Here is a 17,812-nt window from a genome sequence, read left to right on the forward strand (position 1 = left end):
ATTTCGTTGTGACGCGATGGTAGCAAACATTTCCAAGAGGAGCGAGACAAAAATGAATATATCCCGTCGTACCATGTTGGCACTGATGGCTGCAAGCGGCATGGCACCGCTGCACGCCGCTGAAATGCCAGAACCATTGAAGGTGCTGGGCAAGCGTAAAGGGCTGAATGTCGGCAATGCGATCGGCGGGCGCTATTTCCGCGATCCGGCTTACAAGGCGCTGATGGCGCGCGAGTGCAATATGCTGGTGGCCGAGAACGAAGGCAAGTGGCAGGCGCTGGAGCCGCGTCCTGGTGCGTATAACTTCGGTCCGGCGGACGAGATGTATGCGTGGGCGAAGTCGCAAGGGATGCTGGTGCGCGGGCACAATTTGATTTGGCAGGAGGCCAAGTGGCTGCCGAAGTGGGTGAATGAATACGACTTCGGTGCGCAGCCGGCGCAGGCGGCGGAAGCCCTGCTGCGCAAGCATGTCGTGACGGTGTGCGATCATTTTGGCGACATCATTCATAGTTATGATGTGGTGAATGAGGCGGTGGATCAGAAGACTGGTGAGCTGCGGCCGAATGTGTTTACCGAGCGTTTGGGCGCGGTGGCGCAGATTGATTTGGCGTTCCGGCTGGCGCAGGAGCATGCGCCGAAGGCGGAGCTGGTTTATAACGATTACATGGGGCCGGATGCGGATAGCGCCAAGCACCGTGCCGGTGTGTTGAAGCTGTTGCATGATCTGAAGTCGCGCGGCACGCCGATTCATGCGCTCGGCCTGCAAAGCCATATCGGTTCGTCTGATAATTTGCGAGGCAGCGAGCGTCAGCGGGAGTGGCGCAAGTTCCTGGATGAGGTGACTGGCATGGGACTGGGCTTGCTGATTACCGAGTTTGACGTCAATGACCGCAAGCTGCCGGTGGATATCAAGACGCGCGATGCCGGCGTGGCCGCGCTGGCGAAGGATTATCTGGATGTGACGCTGAGCTATCGCCAGTGCCGTGATTTCCTGTTATGGGGAATGTCAGATAACGTCAGCTGGCTACAGGAATGGAAGGAGGCCAAGCGTGACGACGGCGCGCAAATGCGGCCGACGCCGTTTGACGATCAGTTGCGCGCCAAACCGCTGCGCGACGCCATCGCTGCTTCGATCAAAGCGATGCCGCCGCGCGCCTAGTTACTGGCGTGGACTCTCGGATGGGCCGAGGTAACTCGGCTTAAGTCCGCCGGCATTGACCACCAGTTTTTGCAGCACCAGGCCGGGGTCTAGCGCCCAGAATTTCAGGGTGTGTTTGCCTGGCTTCTCGATCTGGTGGCGCGAGGTCAGCACGGTCGCGCCATCGGATACCGTTTTCTCCCAGGCTTTTTCGCTGGCGTCCGCGTGGATGTTGATGATCTGCGGCGCCTCGTCATCGATCGAGATCGCATAGCGCAGGCCGGAGCCAGGCTGGAATTTCTGCGTTGGCGCCAGCGTCGCGTGCACGTCCACTTTGCCTGCATTGAACAGCTGCATTTCATATTCCAGACGCATGCGCGGCTTCTCGTCCACTGGCGCATCCACCGGCAAGGTGGTCATGCCCGACAGCGTGCGGCCGTGATCGGGAATCTTCAGCCAAGTGCGCTGGTCCGCCGCCACCGCGCGCGTGTAATGCTCTGCTTCCATGGACACCACGCCGCCGGTTTCGATAAAGCCTTTCATGGCGGCGGCACCGGCGGGTTTGCGCAATGGGACGTTCACCGTGGTCTTGACGCCCGCGCCGCTGATCGTCAGCGTGGCGTTGCTGACACCTTCCGGAGCGTCGGCCCAACGGGCGTTGACCACCACGCGCTGCTGGCTGCTGACCTTGCCCGACGGCTTGTCCAGCGTGATCCACGGCTCACTGGCGCTGATCGTATAGTCAAACGGCTGCTGGCCGCGATTGAATACGTCGAGGAAGCGCGCCTTCTGTTCGAACACATCCAGCGCCGGCAGGCTGAGGATGCCGGTTTCGCGGCCAGGCCAGGCCAGCTCGCTGCCTTCCACTGCCACGCCCATATCGGCTGCTTTGGGCACTTGCATCTGCGTCACCGGCGGCATCACATTGCGTGGCGGCTGATTCCAGTAGGTGTAGCCCAGGTGGGTTTGCGACATCATGTGATGCCATTTTCCTCCGCTGATGTCTTCCTGATAGCGGCGCGCCAGCTCGGCGTCTTCCGCAAACAATGCACGGGCGCGTGTCGCCAGATCATTCGTCGCCGCGCGTCCCTGAGTGCCGTATAGCTGATTCAGGCCGGCGGTGACATACAGCTCGTTCACCACCGCGCTGGCTTTGACTGGATATAGCACCAGCTGGTAGAAGGCATCGCGCTTGTTTGCCGGCAGGGCGGCCGAGATTTTTTCGGCGCGCGCGGCAATCGCGTTGTAGTCTTCGACGATGCGCTGGGCTTCGTTGTAGTTGACCAGGCTATAGGTGCCTGGCTCCAGCTGTTCCGGCTTGCGGCGGCCATTGAACTTGGCGTACTTGGCGACGATGTCGGCGATATCTGCCGCATGTTCCGGACCGAATTCGCGCGTGGCCCACAGTTTCAGGTAATCCGGCAGGCGCTCGGCAGGCCATGCGGCCGGATTCCATGCGTAGGTCAGGAAGAATTCGATTGGCACTTCCATTGGCTTCAAGTCGCCCACGTTGACGATCCACATGCGGTTGGCCTGATACTGCCAGGCCAGGTGCATCTGTTCCCACACTTTCGGCAGCGGCGTCACGTTGATCCATTTGTACGAGCGCGGGCCGCCGACATAGTCGAAGTGGTAGTACACGCCGGCGCCGCCGGAGCGCTTGCGTTCTTCCATGGTTGGCAGGCGGCGGATGTTGCCCCAGTTATCGTCGCACCACAGCAGCATCACGTCATCCGGCACGCGCATGCCTTTTTCGTAGTATTCCTGCACCTCTTTATACAGCGCCCACACCTGCGGCACCTTGGTGACATCGGGATTGATTTCCTTGGCGATGATCTTGCGCTGGCCGGCCACGATGCCTTCGAGCAGGGCGACGTTGGCGCCTTCCGACATCGGCTCATCGCCGTCGCCGCGCATACCTAAGGTAATCAGCTTTTCCTGGCCTTGCGATGTACGCAGGCCCTGGGTCCAGAAATCGCGCAGCTTGTCGGGGCTGCGGTTGTAGTCCCATGGCTTGCCCTCGCCGTAGCGGCGCCATTCGTCGTGCGCGCGCATCATCGGCTCGTGGTGCGAGGTGCCGATGACGACGCCGTAGTCGTCGGCGACCTTGCCGTTCAGCTTATCGTCATCGTAGAAGGCCTTGCCCCACATCGCCGGCCACAGGTAGTTGCCGCGCATGCGCAGGATCAGTTCATACACTTTTTCATAGAACTGGTGATTGAAGCCGCCATAGCGCTGTTTGACCCAGTCGGTCAGCGCCGGCGCTTCGTCGTTGAGAAAAATGCCGCGATACTGCACCACCGGCGCATCGCTGACCGCAGCGCTAGCCGAGGCATAGACGGTTTTGTGCTGCGCAGCCGGTACATCCGCCCACCAGTTCCATGGCGAGACGCCTATCTGCTCCGACATCTCATAGATGCCGAAAATGGTGCCGCGCTTGTCGCTGCCGGCGATGACCAGTGCGCGCTCAACGCCAGGCAGCGGCTTGCGCAGCGTTTGCACCTGCCAGCCTTCCCACTTGCCCTTGATGGACGAGACATCCAATTTGCCTTCCGCCACCAGCTGGTCGATCAACGCGCTCTTGCCGATGGTGCCGATGATGACCACGTCGGCGCCGGCGGGCTTGCCGCCCTTGGTCAGCAGTGGTTTTGCGGCGCTGACACGAGTGATGTCGGCTTGCAGATCGCCGGCCGCGCGCAGCACGCCGATGTGGTCGGCCGGGTCGACATACAGCCTGGCGGCCTGGCCGTTGCGGGCCAGCGCGACGGCGTCAGCCGGAGGCTGATCGAACCAGGCCAGTTTTTTCTGGCCCAGCGCCTGCGCGGGCAGGGCGTGACAGAGCAGGGCCAGTAGCAAGGCCCCTGCGGCAAAAACGGGTTGTCTCATGTTTTATTTTTCCAGTGGTGTGTAATCGAACCAGGCAAAATCGGCGGCCGGCATGGCTTGGGCTTTTGTGGCTCCTTCGGCGTACATGCCGATGAAGACGCCGGTAAAGCCGCCCGCCGATTCTGATGACAGCGGTGCGGTAGGCAAGGTGGCGCCAATCTGTTTGAACGGGCCGCCGGCGCTGCTATAGCTGAATGCATAGCGGTCGGACCAGGATTCGACTTGCAGTGTCACCGGGCCGGCCGGCAGCGGCGCCGAGGCGGCCAGCGTGGTCACGCCGCCGGTACGCGATACCAGCTCCAGGCGTCGTTCAGGCACACCGGTGATGCGCAGCTGGTAGTAGTTCTTCTCGTTCTGGCGCAGCACCAGGCCAGCGGCCTGCGTCGCGGCGGACGGCTGGAACTCAAGCTGCGTGGCCGCGCGCATGCGCATATGTTCCTGGCGGCGTGCCACAAAAGCCGGCTGCGCGATGTCGTTCATGGTGACGCTGCTGCCTTTCAGGCGCAGATAGCCTTTGCGCTCGCTCAGCGACCATAAGCCATCGCCGGGGCCGCGCAATTGCGACCATTGCAGCCCGAGTTTAGGCGCGGTGAAGTCATCGCGCACTGGCTCCGCAGGCCATGGCGAGGAGGCTGGCAGGCCCTCGGCCGACATCTCCACTTGCAGCGGCTTGTCGTTGTTCACGGTGAGCCAGCCCTTGTCATTCCACGCGACAGGCGTCAGCAGGGTTTCGCGGCCAAGGTGGTGGCGCTTGTCGACCGGACGGATGCCCAGCAGCGGCATCCACCATTTGCCTTCCGGCGTTTGCACCAGGTCGCCGTGGCCGGTGGCTTGCAGCGGCAGTTCGGGATGGTCGCGGTGCGTCAGGATAGGATTGGCCGGGTTGGCGGTGAACGGGCCGAATGGCGACGAGGAGCGCGCCATCGTCAGGCTATGTTCATACGAGGTGCCGCCTTCGGAGATCAGCAGGTAGTACTGGCCGTCATGCTTGTACAAATGCGGGCCTTCGGGCCATACGCCGCCGGTGCCGGACCAGATCAGGCGTGGCGGCTCCAGCAGCCTGCCTGCCTTGATGTCGATTTCCGCCTGATAGACGCCGCCGTTCCGGCCGCCGCCATGGCGGGTGTAGTAGACCTTGCCGTCATCGTCGAAGAACAGCGACGGGTCCATGGCGAAGGTCGGATCGTTCAGCCACACTGGTTCCGACCATTCGCCGGCCGGGTCTTTGGTATGCACGAAGAAGGCACCGCCGCCCTCCATATTGGTGGTCACCATATAGAACACGCCGTCGTGGCAGCGCAGCGTTGGCGCGTAAATGCCTTGCGAGCTGCGTGTCTTGGCCAGATTCAGCTGGCTGCCGCGCGACAGCGCGTGGCCGATCTGGCGCCAGTGCACCAGGTCCTTGCTGTGGTAGATCGGCACACCGGGGAAGTATTCGAAGCTGCTGGTGGCCAGGTAGTAGTCGCCGCCGACGCGGCAGATGCTGGGATCAGCGTGAAAGCCGCTCAGGATAGGATTGGTGTAGGTGGCTGGCTGCGCGGCGTGCGCAACAGGTCCGGCCAGCGTGGCGCTGGCCAGTAGCGCCGTCAGGACGGCGCGCGCTGCAATCATCATTTATTTGTCTCCACATTTTTTTTGTAATGCCTTCAAGGGCACGGTTTCCGCCAGCGCGCGATAGCCCGCCAGCGACGGATGCAGGCCGTCGCCCGAATCGTAGACTTTCTTGATGCGTGATGGTTGCGCCGGATCGCGCAGCGCTGCGTCGAAATCGGCCACGGCGTCAAATACGCCGGAAGTGCGTATCCAGGCGTTCAACTCCTGGCGGTCGGCTTCGTTGTCCGGCTCCGGGTGGTAGTACTCGCTGCCCGCATAAGGAGTCACCGTGCCGCCGATGACACATACGCCATGCGCATGCGCGCGCGCGGCAAGCTGGCGGTACGCCAGCTTCAGGTCTGCCAGCAGCAGTTGGCGGTCGGCCGGCGTATCCGGGCCATTGCGGTGCTGGACGCCAAGGTCATTCACGCCGATCAGCACCAGCGCATGGGTGACACCGGCGCGCGAGATGACATCGTTGTCGAAGCGAGCGGCCAGATTCGGGCCGATACCGTCTTTCAGCATGCGGCCGCCGCCGATGCCGGCGTTGACCACGCCCAGCGTGTGGCCGTTGTTGCGCAGGCGCGCCGCCAGTACATCCGGCCAGCGGGTGTTGGTGTCGTTGGGGATGCCGTAGCCGTCGGTGATCGAGTCGCCGATGGCGACCAGCGCACCGACGCCGCGCGGCGCCAATACCTCTACATCGCTGAGCGCATACCAGCGCGTGATCTTGCCTGCATCGGCCCATTGCGCATCCAGCACGCGATTGCCCTTGGCGAGGAAGGTGCTGGCGCGTGCGCCGTTATGGCTGGTCTGGCGCGCCGGCTCGCCTTTGAAGTAGAGCGAAATGGCCAGGTCGGCGGCCGGCTTGATCGCCATGTCCACGGCGTCGGAATAGTATTCCGCGCCGGCGGGAATCGTCACCGAGGCGCGGCCGTCGAACGTCAGCGGGCGCAGGGTAGGGGCGAGGATGTCGGCTAGTCCTGGCGTTTTTGCCAGCGCCACGCTGGCGCCGTCGAGTACCAATGGTGCGGTGCCGTATAGATTGCTGATGCGTACCCGGAACTGCTGGCCACCCAGAGTGAGACGTACGGTCTGGCGCAGGCTGGCGTCGCGCCAGTTTTCCGCCGCCAGCTCATTCGCCTGATCGGGAATTTGCTGCGCCGCACCCCAGCTCGCCACCCAATGCTGCACGGGAGTCGCCGCAATAGCTGCGGTATGCATCAAACAAGCGGCGAAACACGAGGCCAGCGCGGTGCCCAAATAACGGGGTAAAGCGTGTTGACTTGATTGCATAAATCCTTCACACTCATAAAATGTTAGCGCTATTCATTTTAGGTTAACCGGATGGTACATGCAACAAAAATGCCGGACGAAACCATTAAGGAGACTTTGTGAAGAACAATCTGAAACACGCGCCGGCGTCGGCGCACCTGCCTGCTGATTTGTCGGACGCATTGCTGGTCGGTCGCGTATGGCGCGCCGGCGACATCAACGGTCCGAGCGTGGTCGTGGTGCGCAATGGCGAAGTGTTTGATATCACCGCTCAAGTACCAACCGTGTCGGACCTGCTGGAACGCGATGACGTGGTGGCGTTTGTCAAAGCCGCGCAGGGCGAATCCCTGGGCCGCGTGGAAGCGCTGATTGAAGCGGCGCTGAGCGGTGCGGACGATGCGCCGGTGCGCCTGCTGGCGCCGAACGACCTGCAAGCCATCAAGGCCTGCGGCGTGACCTTCGCGGTCAGCCTGCTGGAACGCGTGATCGAAGAGCAGGCGGGCGGCAATCCGGCCAAGGCCGATGAATTGCGCGCGACGCTGCTGAAAGATATTGGCGCCGACCTTTCGGCCATCAAGCCAGGCTCGCCGGAAGCGGAAAAACTGAAAGAACAGTTCATCGCCCGTGGCGCCTGGTCGCAATACATGGAAGTGGGTATCGGTCCTTACGCTGAAGTGTTCTCGAAATCGCAGCCGATGTCGGCGGTCGGTTTCGGTGCGGACGTCGGACTGCACCCTGAATCGAAATGGAACAACCCTGAGCCGGAAGTTGTGCTGGCCGTGAACAGTCGCGCGCAAGCCGTCGGCGCCACGCTGGGCAACGATGTCAATCTGCGCGACATCGAAGGCCGCAGCGCGCTGCTGCTGGGTAAAGCCAAGGACAACAACGCCTCGTGCGGCATCGGCCCGTTCATCCGCCTGTTCGACGAGAGCTTCAGCATCGACACTGTGCGCAATGCAGAACTGCGGCTGGTCATCGAAGGCGCCGAAGACAGCTTCCGCCTGGACGGCGAGAGCCGCATGCGCGAAATCAGCCGCGACCCGCTGGACCTGGTGTCGCAGACCAGCGGCTCGCACCACCAGTATCCGGACGGCTTCATGCTCTTCCTCGGCACCATGTTCTCGCCGATCAAAGACCGTGGCGCACCTGGCGCGGGCTTTACCCACAAGCTGGGTGACCGGGTCAGCATCAGCAGCCCGTCGCTGGGCATGCTGGTCAATCACGTCTACCGCAGCGACGCCGTTACGCCATGGACCTTTGGCGTACGCGCGCTGTATCGCAATCTGGCCCAACGCGGCCTGCTCAACTAAAAAACAAATCTCTGGAGAGAATAAATGGGGAAACCTTTGGTCTTCGCTACCTACCCGGACCTGGCAGGTAAGCGGGTTCTGATCACCGGCGGCGGCACCGGCATCGGCGCCGGCATTGTGGACGCTTTCGTCAAGCAGGGCGCGCAAGTGTTCTTCGTCGATATCGTGGAAGAGGCTTCGCGCGAGCTGGCCGCCAGCCTGAAAGACGCCGCGCCTGCGCCGCTGTTCTTCAAGTGCGATCTGACCGATCTGGATGCGGTGGCCAAGGTCATCGCGCAAATCGAACAGGATCACGGTGCGATTGACGTCCTGATCAACAATGCCGCCAACGATCACCGTCACGAAGTCAAAGACGTCACCCCGAAATACTGGGACGACAGCCTGGCCGTCAACCTGCGCCACCAGTTCTTCTGCGCTCAGGCCGTAGCGCCGGGCATGAAGAAGGCTGGCGGCGGCGTGATCCTGAACTTCGGCTCGATCTCGTGGCACCTGGCTTTGCCTAACCTGAGCTTGTACATGACCGCCAAGGCGGCCATCGAAGGCCTGACCCGCGGCCTGTCGCGCGACCTGGGCAAGGACGGCATCCGCGTCAACACCGTGATTCCAGGTTCGGTGATGACCGAGCGCCAGAAGGCGCTGTGGCACTCGCCGGAAGCCGGCCAGGCGATTCTGGATTCGCAGGTGCTGCCGCAGCCGGTGGAAATCGATGACATCGCCGCCATGGCACTGTTCCTGTCCTCCGACAATGCACGCCGCTGCTCCGGCCGTGACTACTTTGTCGACGCCGGATGGTATGGCGCATGAGCCTTTACCAGCCTGAATGCATCTGGCCTCTGGCGGCAACGCTGGCCGAAGGCCCGGTATGGCATGCTGAAGACAAGGCGCTGTACTTCGTCGACATCAAGCAGCGCGCTATCCACCGCTGTGCCGAAGATGGCGGCCGCCGCCAAAGCTGGACAGTGCCGGATGAAGTGGGGTTCGCCTTGCCGATCCACGGTGGCGATTTCGTCTGCGGCCTGCCGGGCCGTCTCGAGCGCTTCTCGTTCGAGACGGGCGCGCTGACCACCATTCAGGAACTGGAATCCGACATTCCCGGCAATCGCCTGAATGACGGCTATGTGGACCGCCACGGCGCGCTGTGGTTCGGCTCCATGGACAACGCCGAAGTGGCGCCCAGCGGATCGCTGTTTCGCCTGAGCGCCACCGGTCTGCAGCACAAGGATGGCGGCTACGTCATCACCAACGGCCCGTGCGTCAGCCCGGACGGCCGTACCTTCTACCACACCGACACGCTGGAAAAAGTCATCTACGCGTTTGACCTGGACGAAGCTGGCAATCTGTCCAACAAGCGCGTGTTCGTGCGCATCGCCGGTAGCGGTTATCCGGATGGCACGGCGGTCGATTCCGACGGCGTCTTGTGGGTGGGCCTGTTTGCCGGCGCCCGCATCGAACGCTACGCACCGTCGGGCGAACTGCTGGACAGCATCGCCATGCCGTGTTCGAATATCACCAAGGTCACTTTCGGCGGCGCGGATTTGCGCACCGTGTTCGTGACCACGGCCCGCAAAGGCCTGTCGGCTGAAGAATTGCGCCGGGAGCCGCTGGCCGGAGGCATTTTCAGCTTCCGCGTCGCCTCGCCGGGACAACTGCAACATCTGTATTTACCAGAATAGGCACTCTATGAGCACCCAACAACGCCGCTACCGCTCGCAGGACTGGTTCGATAATCCGGACCACATCGATATGACCGCGCTGTATCTTGAGCGCTTCATGAATTACGGGATCACGCCAGAGGAACTGCGTTCCGGCCGTCCTATCATCGGCATCGCCCAATCCGGCAGTGATCTGAGCCCGTGCAACCGCATCCACCTGGAACTGGCCAAGCGCGTGCGCGACGGTATCCGCGACGCTGGCGGTATTGCGATGGAATTCCCGCTGCACCCGATTTTCGAAAATTGCCGCCGTCCGACCGCTGCGATTGACCGCAATCTGGCGTATATGGGCCTGGTCGAAATCCTGCACGGCTATCCTATCGACGCGGTGGTGCTGACCACCGGCTGCGACAAGACTACGCCATCGCAGCTGATGGCTGCTGCGACCATCGATATCCCGGCCATCGTACTGTCCGGTGGTCCAATGCTGGACGGCTGGCTGGATGGCGAGCTGGTTGGCTCCGGCTCCGCGATCTGGAAAGGCCGCAAGCAGCTGGCTGCCGGCAAGATCGACAACGAGAAATTCCTGGAAATCGCCGCCGCTTCGGCGCCGTCGGCAGGTCACTGCAACACCATGGGCACGGCATCGACCATGAACGCGATTGCCGAAGCACTGGGCATGTCGCTGACCGGCTGCTCGGCGATTCCTGCACCATACCGCGAACGTGGCCAGATGGCTTATGAAACCGGCAAGCGCATTGTTGAAATGGCCAAGCAGGACCTGCGTCCGTCGCAGATCCTGAACCGCGACGCCTTCCTGGACGCGATTGTGGTCAACGCCGCCATCGGCGGTTCCACCAACGCCCAGCAGCACATTGTCGCCATGGCGCGTCACGCCGGCGTTGAGCTGAAATCCAGCGACTGGATGGAATACGGCCACAAGGTGCCGCTGCTGCTGAATATGCAGCCGTCCGGTAAATTCCTCGGCGAGCGCTTCCACCGCGCCGGTGGCGTGCCTGCCGTGATGTGGGAACTGGAACAGCAGGGCAAGCTGCGTTCCAACCGCCTGACTGTTACCGGTAGCACCATGAAGGACAATCTGGTGGGCCGCGAGACCAATGACCGTGAAGTGATCTATCCGTTCAACGCGCCGTTGAAGGAAGATGCGGGCTTCTTCGTCCTGAAGGGCAATCTGTTTGATTTCGCCATCATGAAGACCAGCGTGATTTCGCCGGAATTCCGCGAGCGCTATCTGAGCAAGCCGGGCCAGGAAAACGTGTTTGAATCGCGCGCCATCGTGTTCGATGGCTCGGGCGATTATCATGACCGCATCAACGATCCGGCGCTGAACATCGATGAGAACTGCATCCTGGTGATCCGTGGCGCCGGCCCGATCGGCTGGCCTGGTTCGGCCGAGGTGGTCAACATGCAACCGCCTGATGCGCTGATCAAGCGTGGCGTGAATTGGCTGCCGACGCTGGGCGACGGCCGCCAGTCCGGTACCTCGGACAGCCCGTCGATCCTGAACGCCTCGCCGGAAAGCGCAGTAGGCGGCGGTCTGGCTTATATCCGCACTGGCGATACCGTGCGCGTGGATCTGAACGAAGGCAGCTGCAATATGCTGATCAGCGACGAGGAACTGGCCAAACGCAAGGCGGAAGGCATTCCGCCGGTGCCGGCCAGCCAGACGCCATGGCAGGAACTGTATCGTTCCACCGTGGGCCAGATGGAAACCGGGGCCTGCATGGAGCTGGCGCTCGAATACAGGAACGTGGGGCAGACGCTGGCGCGTCACAACCACTAAGTCCTTCAATCAAAACAATAACGGAGACGATAGATGAAGAAGATTGTAGTGAGCGCTGTTATCGGCGCCATGATGGCGCTGGGCGCCGGTAGCGCGATGGCCGATGCCAAGAACCCGAAGATCGGTTTTTCGATCGACGACTTGCGCCTGGAACGCTGGGCACGTGACCGCGACTACTTCACCGCTGAAGCGGAGAAGCTGGGCGCCAAGGTCTACGTGCAGTCGGCCGACGCCAGCGAACAGCGCCAGATCGCGCAGATCGAGAACCTGATCTCGCGTGGTGTGGACGTACTGGTCATCGTCCCCTACAACGCCACGGTGCTGAACAACGCCGTGCGCGAAGCGAAGAAGGCCAAGATCAAGGTGGTGTCGTATGACCGCCTGATCCTGAACGCCGATATCGACGCCTACATCTCCTTCGACAACGCCAAGGTCGGCGAGCTGCAAGCCAGCACGCTGGTGGGCATCAAGCCTAAAGGTAATTACTACCTGCTGGGCGGTGCGCCGACCGACAACAACGCCAAGATCCTGCGCGAAGGCCAGCTGAAAGTGCTGCAACCGCTGATCGACAAGGGCGACATCAAAGTCGTCGGCAAGCAGTGGGTGAAAGACTGGAGCGCCTCCGAAGCGCTGGCCATCGTGGAAAACGCGCTGACCGCCAACGGCAACAAGATCGACGCCGTGGTCGCATCGAACGACGCCACCGCTGGCGGTGCGATCCAGGCGCTGGCTGCACAAAAGCTGGCGGGCAAAGTACCGGTCTCCGGTCAGGATGCCGATCTGGCCGCCGTCAAACGCGTGATCGCCGGCACCCAGGCGATGACTGTCTACAAGCCGCTGAAAGTGATCGCCACCGAAGCCGCTCGCCTGTCGGTCAAACTGGTGCGCAACGAGGCGCCAGCCTACAACGCCAACTATAACAACGGCATGAAAAACGTGAACACCTTGCTGCTGGCGCCGATCGCGCTGACCAAGGCGAACGTCGACGTGCTTGCCACCGACGGCTTCTACACCAAGGCCCAGCTGACCGCCAAATAAGGAGTCAGCATGGCTGAATATCTTCTGGAGATGCGCAACATCGTCAAGGAATTTGGCGGTGTGCGCGCGTTGAACGGCATCGACATCAAGCTCAAGGCCGGCGAATGCGCCGGCTTGTGCGGCGAGAACGGCGCCGGTAAATCCACCCTGATGAAAGTACTGTCCGCCGTGTACCCGCACGGTACCTGGGACGGCGAAATCCTGTGGGATGGCAAGCCGTTGCAGGCGCAGTCGATCCGCGAAACCGAAGCAGCTGGCATCGTCATCATCCACCAGGAATTGATGCTGGTGCCCGAGTTGTCGGTGGCGGAGAATATCTTCCTCGGCAACGAGATCACGCTGCCCGGCGGCCGTATGAACTATGAGGCGATGAACCGCCGCGCCGAAGAGCTGCTGAAAGAGCTGAACATCAATGATGTCAACGTGGTGCTGCCGGTCAAGCAGTACGGCGGCGGCCACCAGCAGCTGATCGAAATCGCCAAGGCGCTCAACAAGAATGCGCGCCTGCTGATTCTTGACGAACCTTCATCCTCGCTGACGGCGGCCGAGATCAAGGTGCTGCTGAATATTATCCATTCACTCAAAGCCAAGGGCGTCACCTGCGTCTACATCTCGCACAAGCTGGATGAGGTGGCGGATATCTGCGACACCATCGTCACCATCCGCGATGGCCAGCACATCGCCACCACGCCGATGAGCGAGATGAATATCGACCGCATCATCGCGCAGATGGTGGGCCGAGAGATGACGCAGCTGTATCCGCACCGCGAACATACGCCGGGCGAGGTGATCTTCGAGGCGCGCAACGTGACCTGCTTCGATGCCGATAATCCGGAGCGCAAACGCGTCGACAATATCTCCTTCAAGCTGCGCCGGGGCGAAATCCTCGGCATCGCGGGCCTGGTCGGCGCAGGGCGCACCGAGCTGGTGTCGGCCATCTTTGGCGCCTATCCGGGTCCGAGCGAAGCGGAAGTATGGCTGAACGGCGAGAAGCTCGACACCAGCACCCCGGTGAAAGCCATCCGTAACGGCCTGGCGATGGTGCCGGAAGACCGCAAGCATCACGGCATCGTGCCCGACCTCGGCGTCGGCCACAACATGACGCTGGCGGTGCTGAAGAACTTCTCGCGCGCCAGCCGCATCGACCAGGAAGCCGAGCTGACGACCATCCGCAGGGAGATCAAGAGCGTCAAGCTGAAGACCTCCAGCCCGTTCCTGCCAATTACCGGCCTGTCCGGCGGTAATCAGCAGAAGGCGGTGCTGTCCAAGATGCTGCTGACCAAACCGAAGATCCTGATCCTGGACGAGCCGACGCGCGGTGTTGACGTTGGCGCCAAGTTTGAGATCTACCAGCTGATGTTCGATCTGGCCAAGGAAGGCGTGTCGATCATCATGGTGTCGTCGGAACTGGCCGAGGTGCTGGGCACATCGGACCGGGTGCTGGTGATCGGCGAGGGCAAGCTGCGTGGCGATTTCGTCAACGATAATCTGAGCCAGGAAACCGTGCTGGCAGCGGCGCTGGATGCGCATTGAATTCAGGATGATCTATGAAGAGTAACAACCTCAGTCTCAATTTAAAACAACTGTTCACGCAGTATAAAATGCTGGCGCTGCTGATCGCGGTGGCGCTGATCTGGGCTTTCTTCAGCTACCACACCGAAGGCGGCTTCCTCACGCCGCGCAACCTGTCCAACCTGATGCGCCAGATGGCCATCACCGGCATTGTCGCCTGCGGCATGTCGCTGGTGATTATCGCCGGCGAGATCGACCTGTCGGTCGGCTCGCTGCTTGGTCTGCTGGGCGGGATTGCGGCGGTGCTGGATGTCACGCACCACATGCCGCTGCCGGTGACGCTGGCGGCGGTGCTGGTGGTTGGCCTGCTGATCGGCCTCTTTAACGGCTACCTGACCGCTTACCTGGGTATTCCGTCATTTATCGTTGGCCTGGGCGGCATGCTGGCGTATCGCGGCATTGTGCTGGGCGTGACCGGCGGCACCACCGTGGCGCCGGTATCGGACGAGATGGTCTACATCGGCCAGGCTTACCTGTCGCCGACGCTGGGCATCGCGCTGGGTTTTGTACTGTTCGCAGTCGGTATCTACCTGGTCTTGCAGCGCCGCCGCAACCGCACCGAGCACGCGCTGGACGTGGCGCCGATGTGGCGCGACGCCGCCAAGCTGGCGATGCTGGGCGTAGTGCTGGCGGCCTTCGTCATCACCTTCAATTCCTATGAAGGCATTCCGCTGCCGGTGCTGCTGTTGCTGGCGCTGCTGGCGATCTTCAGCTACGTCACCACGCAGACCGTGTTTGGCCGCCGCGTGTATTCGGTCGGTTCGAATATGGAGGCGACCCGTCTGTCCGGCATCAACGTCAAGTCGATCAAGCTGTGGATCTTCGGCATCATGGGCCTGATGTGCGCACTGGCCGGTATCGTCAACACGGCGCGCCTGGCGGCGGGTTCGCCATCGGCCGGTACGTCCGGCGAGCTGGATGCGATCGCGGCCTGCTTCATCGGCGGCACCTCGATGCGCGGCGGCTCGGGCACCGTGCACGGCGCGCTGATCGGTGCGCTGGTGATGGCGTCGCTGGACAACGGCATGTCGATGCTGGACGTGGACACGTATTGGCAAATGATCGTTAAAGGAGCGATCCTGACCTTGGCAGTATGGGTGGACGTCAGCACCCGCGCAGGCAAACGATAAATCACAATATAAAAAACCACTGGAGACAAATGCATGACCAATCACCGCAGGCAGTTTTTATCATCCATGACCGGCCTGGCCGGGCTGACCGTTCTACCGGCGCTGGCCGCGCCAGCCAAGGCGCCGTACAAGGACGCAGCGCTGCCAGTTGAGAAGCGCGTTGACGATCTGATGGCGCGCATGACGCTGGACGAGAAGATCATGCAGCTGCACTGCACCTGGCTGACCAAGGTCAAAATCCAGGATGACAAAGGTGAGTTTGCCGCCGCCAAGGCGCAGCAGGAATTCCCGAACGGCATGGGCATGCTGGCGCGTCCTTCCGACCGCCGGCTGGGGCAGGGCGCCGGCGCGGCGGGCGATGATGGCCAGGTGCTGAACCGCACGCCGCTGGAGACGGCCAACTACGTCAACGCGGCGCAGAAGTGGGCCATGGAGCAGACCCGCCTGGGTATTCCGATGTTCATGCATGAAGAGGCGCTGCACGGTTATGTGGCGCGTCACGCCACCTGCTTCCCGCAGGCGATTGGTATTGCTTCATCGTTTGACACTGAGCTGACCACGCAGATTTTCAGCGTGGCTGCACGCGAGATGCGGGTGCGCGGCGCCAACCTGGCGCTGGCGCCAGTGGTGGACGTGGCGCGCGAGCCACGCTGGGGGCGTATCGAGGAAACCTTCGGTGAAGATCCATACGTCTGCGGCGAGATCGGCAAAGCGGCGATACTCGGCTTCGCCGGCACCGATCCCAAGCTGGCCAAGGACAAGGTGTTTGTCACGCTGAAGCACATGACTGGCCACGGCCAGCCGGAGAACGGCACCAACATCGGCCCGGCCGAAGTCACCGAACGCACGCTGCGCGAAGAGTTTTTCCCGCCGTTTGAGCGCGCCATCAAGGAATCCAATGTCGGCGCGGTGATGCCGTCGTATAACGAGATAGGCGGCGTGCCGTCGCATGCCAGCCACTGGCTGCTGCACAAGGTGCTGCGCGAGGAGTGGGGCTTCAAGGGTATTACGGTGTCCGACTACATGGGCGTGACCGAGCTGATTTCGCGGCACAAGCTGGTGGACTCGAACAAGGAAGCGGCGTTCCGCGCCTTCAAGGCCGGCGTCGATATCGAGACGCCGGACGGCAAGGCGTTCAAGGAACTGGGCCAGCTGGTCAAGGAAAAGCGCATCGCTGAAAGTGAAATCGATGTGGTGGTGCGCCGCATCCTGACCATGAAGTTTGAAGCCGGCATGTTCGAAAATCCTTACGTGGACGCCAAGGCCGCCGACAGCCTGACCGCCACCAAGGACGCGGTGGCGCTGGCGCGGCTGGCGGCAACGCGCACGCCGGTGCTGCTGAAGAACGACAAGGGCCTGCTGCCGCTGGACGGCAAAAAGGTTGGCAAGCTGCTGTTGATCGGCACGCATGCCAAAGACACGCCTATCGGCGGCTACTCGGATATTCCGCGCCATGTGGTGTCGATCCACGAAGGCTTGCAGGCTGAAGCCAAGGCGCAGGGCTTCTCGCTGGCCTACTCGGAAGGCGTGCGCATCACCGAAAGCCGCATCTGGGGCAAGGATGAGATCAAGTTCACCGATCCGGCGGTGAATGCAAAGCTGATCGCCGAGGCGGTGGAAGCGGCCAAATCGGCCGACACCATCATCATGGTCCTGGGCGACAACGAGCAGACCAGCCGCGAGGCATGGGCCGACAATCACCTGGGCGACCGTGAAACGCTGGACCTGCTGGGCCAGCAGAACGATCTGGCGCGCGCCATTTTCGCGCTGGGCAAGCCGACCGTGGTGTTCCTGCTGAACGGCCGCCCGCTGTCGATCAACCTGCTGGCGGAAAAGGCCGACGCGATTCTCGAAGGCTGGTACATGGGGCAGGAAACCGGCCATGCCGCCGCTGACCTGCTGTTCGGCCGCGCCAACCCTGGCGGCAAGCTGCCGGTGTCGATTGCGCGCAGCGTTGGCCAACTGCCGGTGTTCTACAATCACAAGCCGTCGGCGCGGCGTGGCTACATCGATGGTTCGACCAAGCCGCTGTATCCGTTCGGCTTTGGCCTGAGCTATACCACGTTCGAGATCTCCCAGCCGCGCTTGACCAAGGCCAGTATCGCAGTCGGTGACGCGACCAAGGTGGAAGTCGATGTCACCAACACCGGCAAGCGGGTTGGCGACGAAGTAGTGCAGATCTACATCCGCGACGACATCAGCTCCGTCACCCGTCCGGTGCTGGAACTGAAAGCCTTCAAGCGCGTGACGCTGAAGCCGGGCGAGAAACGCACGCTGAGCTTCGACATCAAACCGTCCGACCTGTGGTTCTACAATACCGAGATGCAGCGTGTGGTGGAGCCGGGCAGCTTCACCATCCATGCCGGCCCTGATAGCGTCAACCTCAAATCCATCCAACTGATGGTTGGCTGACG

Annotated in this window: 12 protein-coding genes; 9 read left to right on the plus strand and 3 right to left on the minus strand. The window is 62.0% G+C overall.

Annotation, left to right across the window (positions count from 1 at the left end; translation table 11 throughout):
• The first annotated feature begins 52 nt into the window (after positions 1-52).
• Complete coding sequence (locus KW842_RS17785) at positions 53-1,159, plus strand: endo-1,4-beta-xylanase (RefSeq protein WP_229223771.1); 1,107 nt, start codon at positions 53-55, stop codon at positions 1,157-1,159.
• Here the strand turns inward: KW842_RS17785 and KW842_RS17790 are convergent, their stop codons facing one another.
• Genes KW842_RS17790 through KW842_RS17800 form a run of 3 tightly spaced genes read right to left on the minus strand, consistent with a single transcriptional unit; the run spans position 1,160 to position 6,841 of the window.
• A complete protein-coding gene (locus tag KW842_RS17790) occupies positions 1,160-4,024 on the minus strand; it encodes a glycosyl hydrolase 115 family protein (protein ID WP_218305441.1) in 2,865 nt (954 codons plus the stop codon).
• A 3-nt stretch (positions 4,025-4,027) separates the two neighbouring features.
• Positions 4,028-5,638: a glycoside hydrolase family 43 protein gene (locus KW842_RS17795; protein WP_218305442.1), complete on the minus strand. Its 1,611-nt coding sequence runs from the start codon at positions 5,636-5,638 to the stop codon at positions 4,028-4,030.
• Positions 5,639-6,841, minus strand: a complete 1,203-nt coding sequence (locus tag KW842_RS17800; protein WP_218305443.1) for an SGNH/GDSL hydrolase family protein — start codon at positions 6,839-6,841, stop codon at positions 5,639-5,641.
• 170 nt (positions 6,842-7,011) lie between these two features.
• Between KW842_RS17800 and KW842_RS17805 the strand changes: the two genes are divergently transcribed.
• The 8 genes from KW842_RS17805 to KW842_RS17840 are packed head-to-tail and all read left to right on the plus strand — an operon-like array spanning position 7,012 to position 17,810.
• Positions 7,012-8,202 (plus strand): fumarylacetoacetate hydrolase family protein, encoded by a 1,191-nt coding sequence (locus KW842_RS17805; RefSeq protein WP_373925203.1) that lies wholly within the window; start codon positions 7,012-7,014, stop codon positions 8,200-8,202.
• A gap of 24 nt (positions 8,203-8,226) precedes the next feature.
• Positions 8,227-9,006 carry an SDR family NAD(P)-dependent oxidoreductase gene (locus KW842_RS17810; protein ID WP_304515252.1) on the plus strand — a complete coding sequence of 260 codons (780 nt, stop codon included), beginning with the start codon at positions 8,227-8,229 and terminating at the stop codon, positions 9,004-9,006.
• Positions 9,003-9,875, plus strand: coding sequence for an SMP-30/gluconolactonase/LRE family protein (locus KW842_RS17815; protein WP_218305444.1), 873 nt, complete (start codon positions 9,003-9,005; stop codon positions 9,873-9,875). Before KW842_RS17810 ends, KW842_RS17815 begins: the two co-directional genes overlap by 4 nt.
• A 7-nt stretch (positions 9,876-9,882) precedes the next feature.
• Complete coding sequence (locus KW842_RS17820; protein WP_218305445.1) at positions 9,883-11,658, plus strand: IlvD/Edd family dehydratase; 1,776 nt, start codon at positions 9,883-9,885, stop codon at positions 11,656-11,658.
• Positions 11,659-11,691: 33 nt separating this feature from the next.
• Positions 11,692-12,696: a D-xylose ABC transporter substrate-binding protein gene (gene xylF / locus KW842_RS17825; protein ID WP_218305446.1), complete on the plus strand. Its 1,005-nt coding sequence runs from the start codon at positions 11,692-11,694 to the stop codon at positions 12,694-12,696.
• A 9-nt stretch (positions 12,697-12,705) separates the two neighbouring features.
• Complete coding sequence (gene xylG / locus KW842_RS17830; protein WP_218305447.1) at positions 12,706-14,229, plus strand: D-xylose ABC transporter ATP-binding protein; 1,524 nt, start codon at positions 12,706-12,708, stop codon at positions 14,227-14,229.
• 14 nt (positions 14,230-14,243) lie between these two features.
• Positions 14,244-15,398 carry a sugar ABC transporter permease gene (locus KW842_RS17835; protein WP_218305448.1) on the plus strand — a complete coding sequence of 385 codons (1,155 nt, stop codon included), beginning with the start codon at positions 14,244-14,246 and terminating at the stop codon, positions 15,396-15,398.
• 33 nt (positions 15,399-15,431) lie between these two features.
• The gene (locus KW842_RS17840; protein ID WP_218305449.1) at positions 15,432-17,810 is read left to right on the plus strand and encodes a glycoside hydrolase family 3 N-terminal domain-containing protein; all 2,379 of its coding nucleotides are present in this window, start codon (positions 15,432-15,434) and stop codon (positions 17,808-17,810) included.
• Positions 17,811-17,812: the final 2 nt, after the last annotated feature.

It is taken from the genome of Duganella sp. sic0402, assembly GCF_019219065.1.
In the GTDB taxonomy this organism is placed as follows: Bacteria; Pseudomonadota; Gammaproteobacteria; order Burkholderiales; family Burkholderiaceae_D; genus Rugamonas.

Bases quoted from the DNA above. Each gene is read 5' to 3' on its own strand.
- KW842_RS17785 (WP_229223771.1), top strand. From the start codon at position 53: ATGAATATATCCCGTCGTACCATGTTGGCACTGATGGCTGCAAGCGGC.
- KW842_RS17790 (WP_218305441.1), bottom strand. From the start codon at position 4,024: ATGAGACAACCCGTTTTTGCCGCAGGGGCCTTGCTACTGGCCCTGCTC.
- KW842_RS17795 (WP_218305442.1), bottom strand. From the start codon at position 5,638: ATGATGATTGCAGCGCGCGCCGTCCTGACGGCGCTACTGGCCAGCGCC.
- KW842_RS17800 (WP_218305443.1), bottom strand. From the start codon at position 6,841: ATGCATACCGCAGCTATTGCGGCGACTCCCGTGCAGCATTGGGTGGCG.
- KW842_RS17810 (WP_304515252.1), top strand. From the start codon at position 8,227: ATGGGGAAACCTTTGGTCTTCGCTACCTACCCGGACCTGGCAGGTAAG.
- KW842_RS17815 (WP_218305444.1), top strand. From the start codon at position 9,003: ATGAGCCTTTACCAGCCTGAATGCATCTGGCCTCTGGCGGCAACGCTG.
- KW842_RS17820 (WP_218305445.1), top strand. From the start codon at position 9,883: ATGAGCACCCAACAACGCCGCTACCGCTCGCAGGACTGGTTCGATAAT.
- xylF (WP_218305446.1), top strand. From the start codon at position 11,692: ATGAAGAAGATTGTAGTGAGCGCTGTTATCGGCGCCATGATGGCGCTG.
- xylG (WP_218305447.1), top strand. From the start codon at position 12,706: ATGGCTGAATATCTTCTGGAGATGCGCAACATCGTCAAGGAATTTGGC.
- KW842_RS17835 (WP_218305448.1), top strand. From the start codon at position 14,244: ATGAAGAGTAACAACCTCAGTCTCAATTTAAAACAACTGTTCACGCAG.
- KW842_RS17840 (WP_218305449.1), top strand. From the start codon at position 15,432: ATGACCAATCACCGCAGGCAGTTTTTATCATCCATGACCGGCCTGGCC.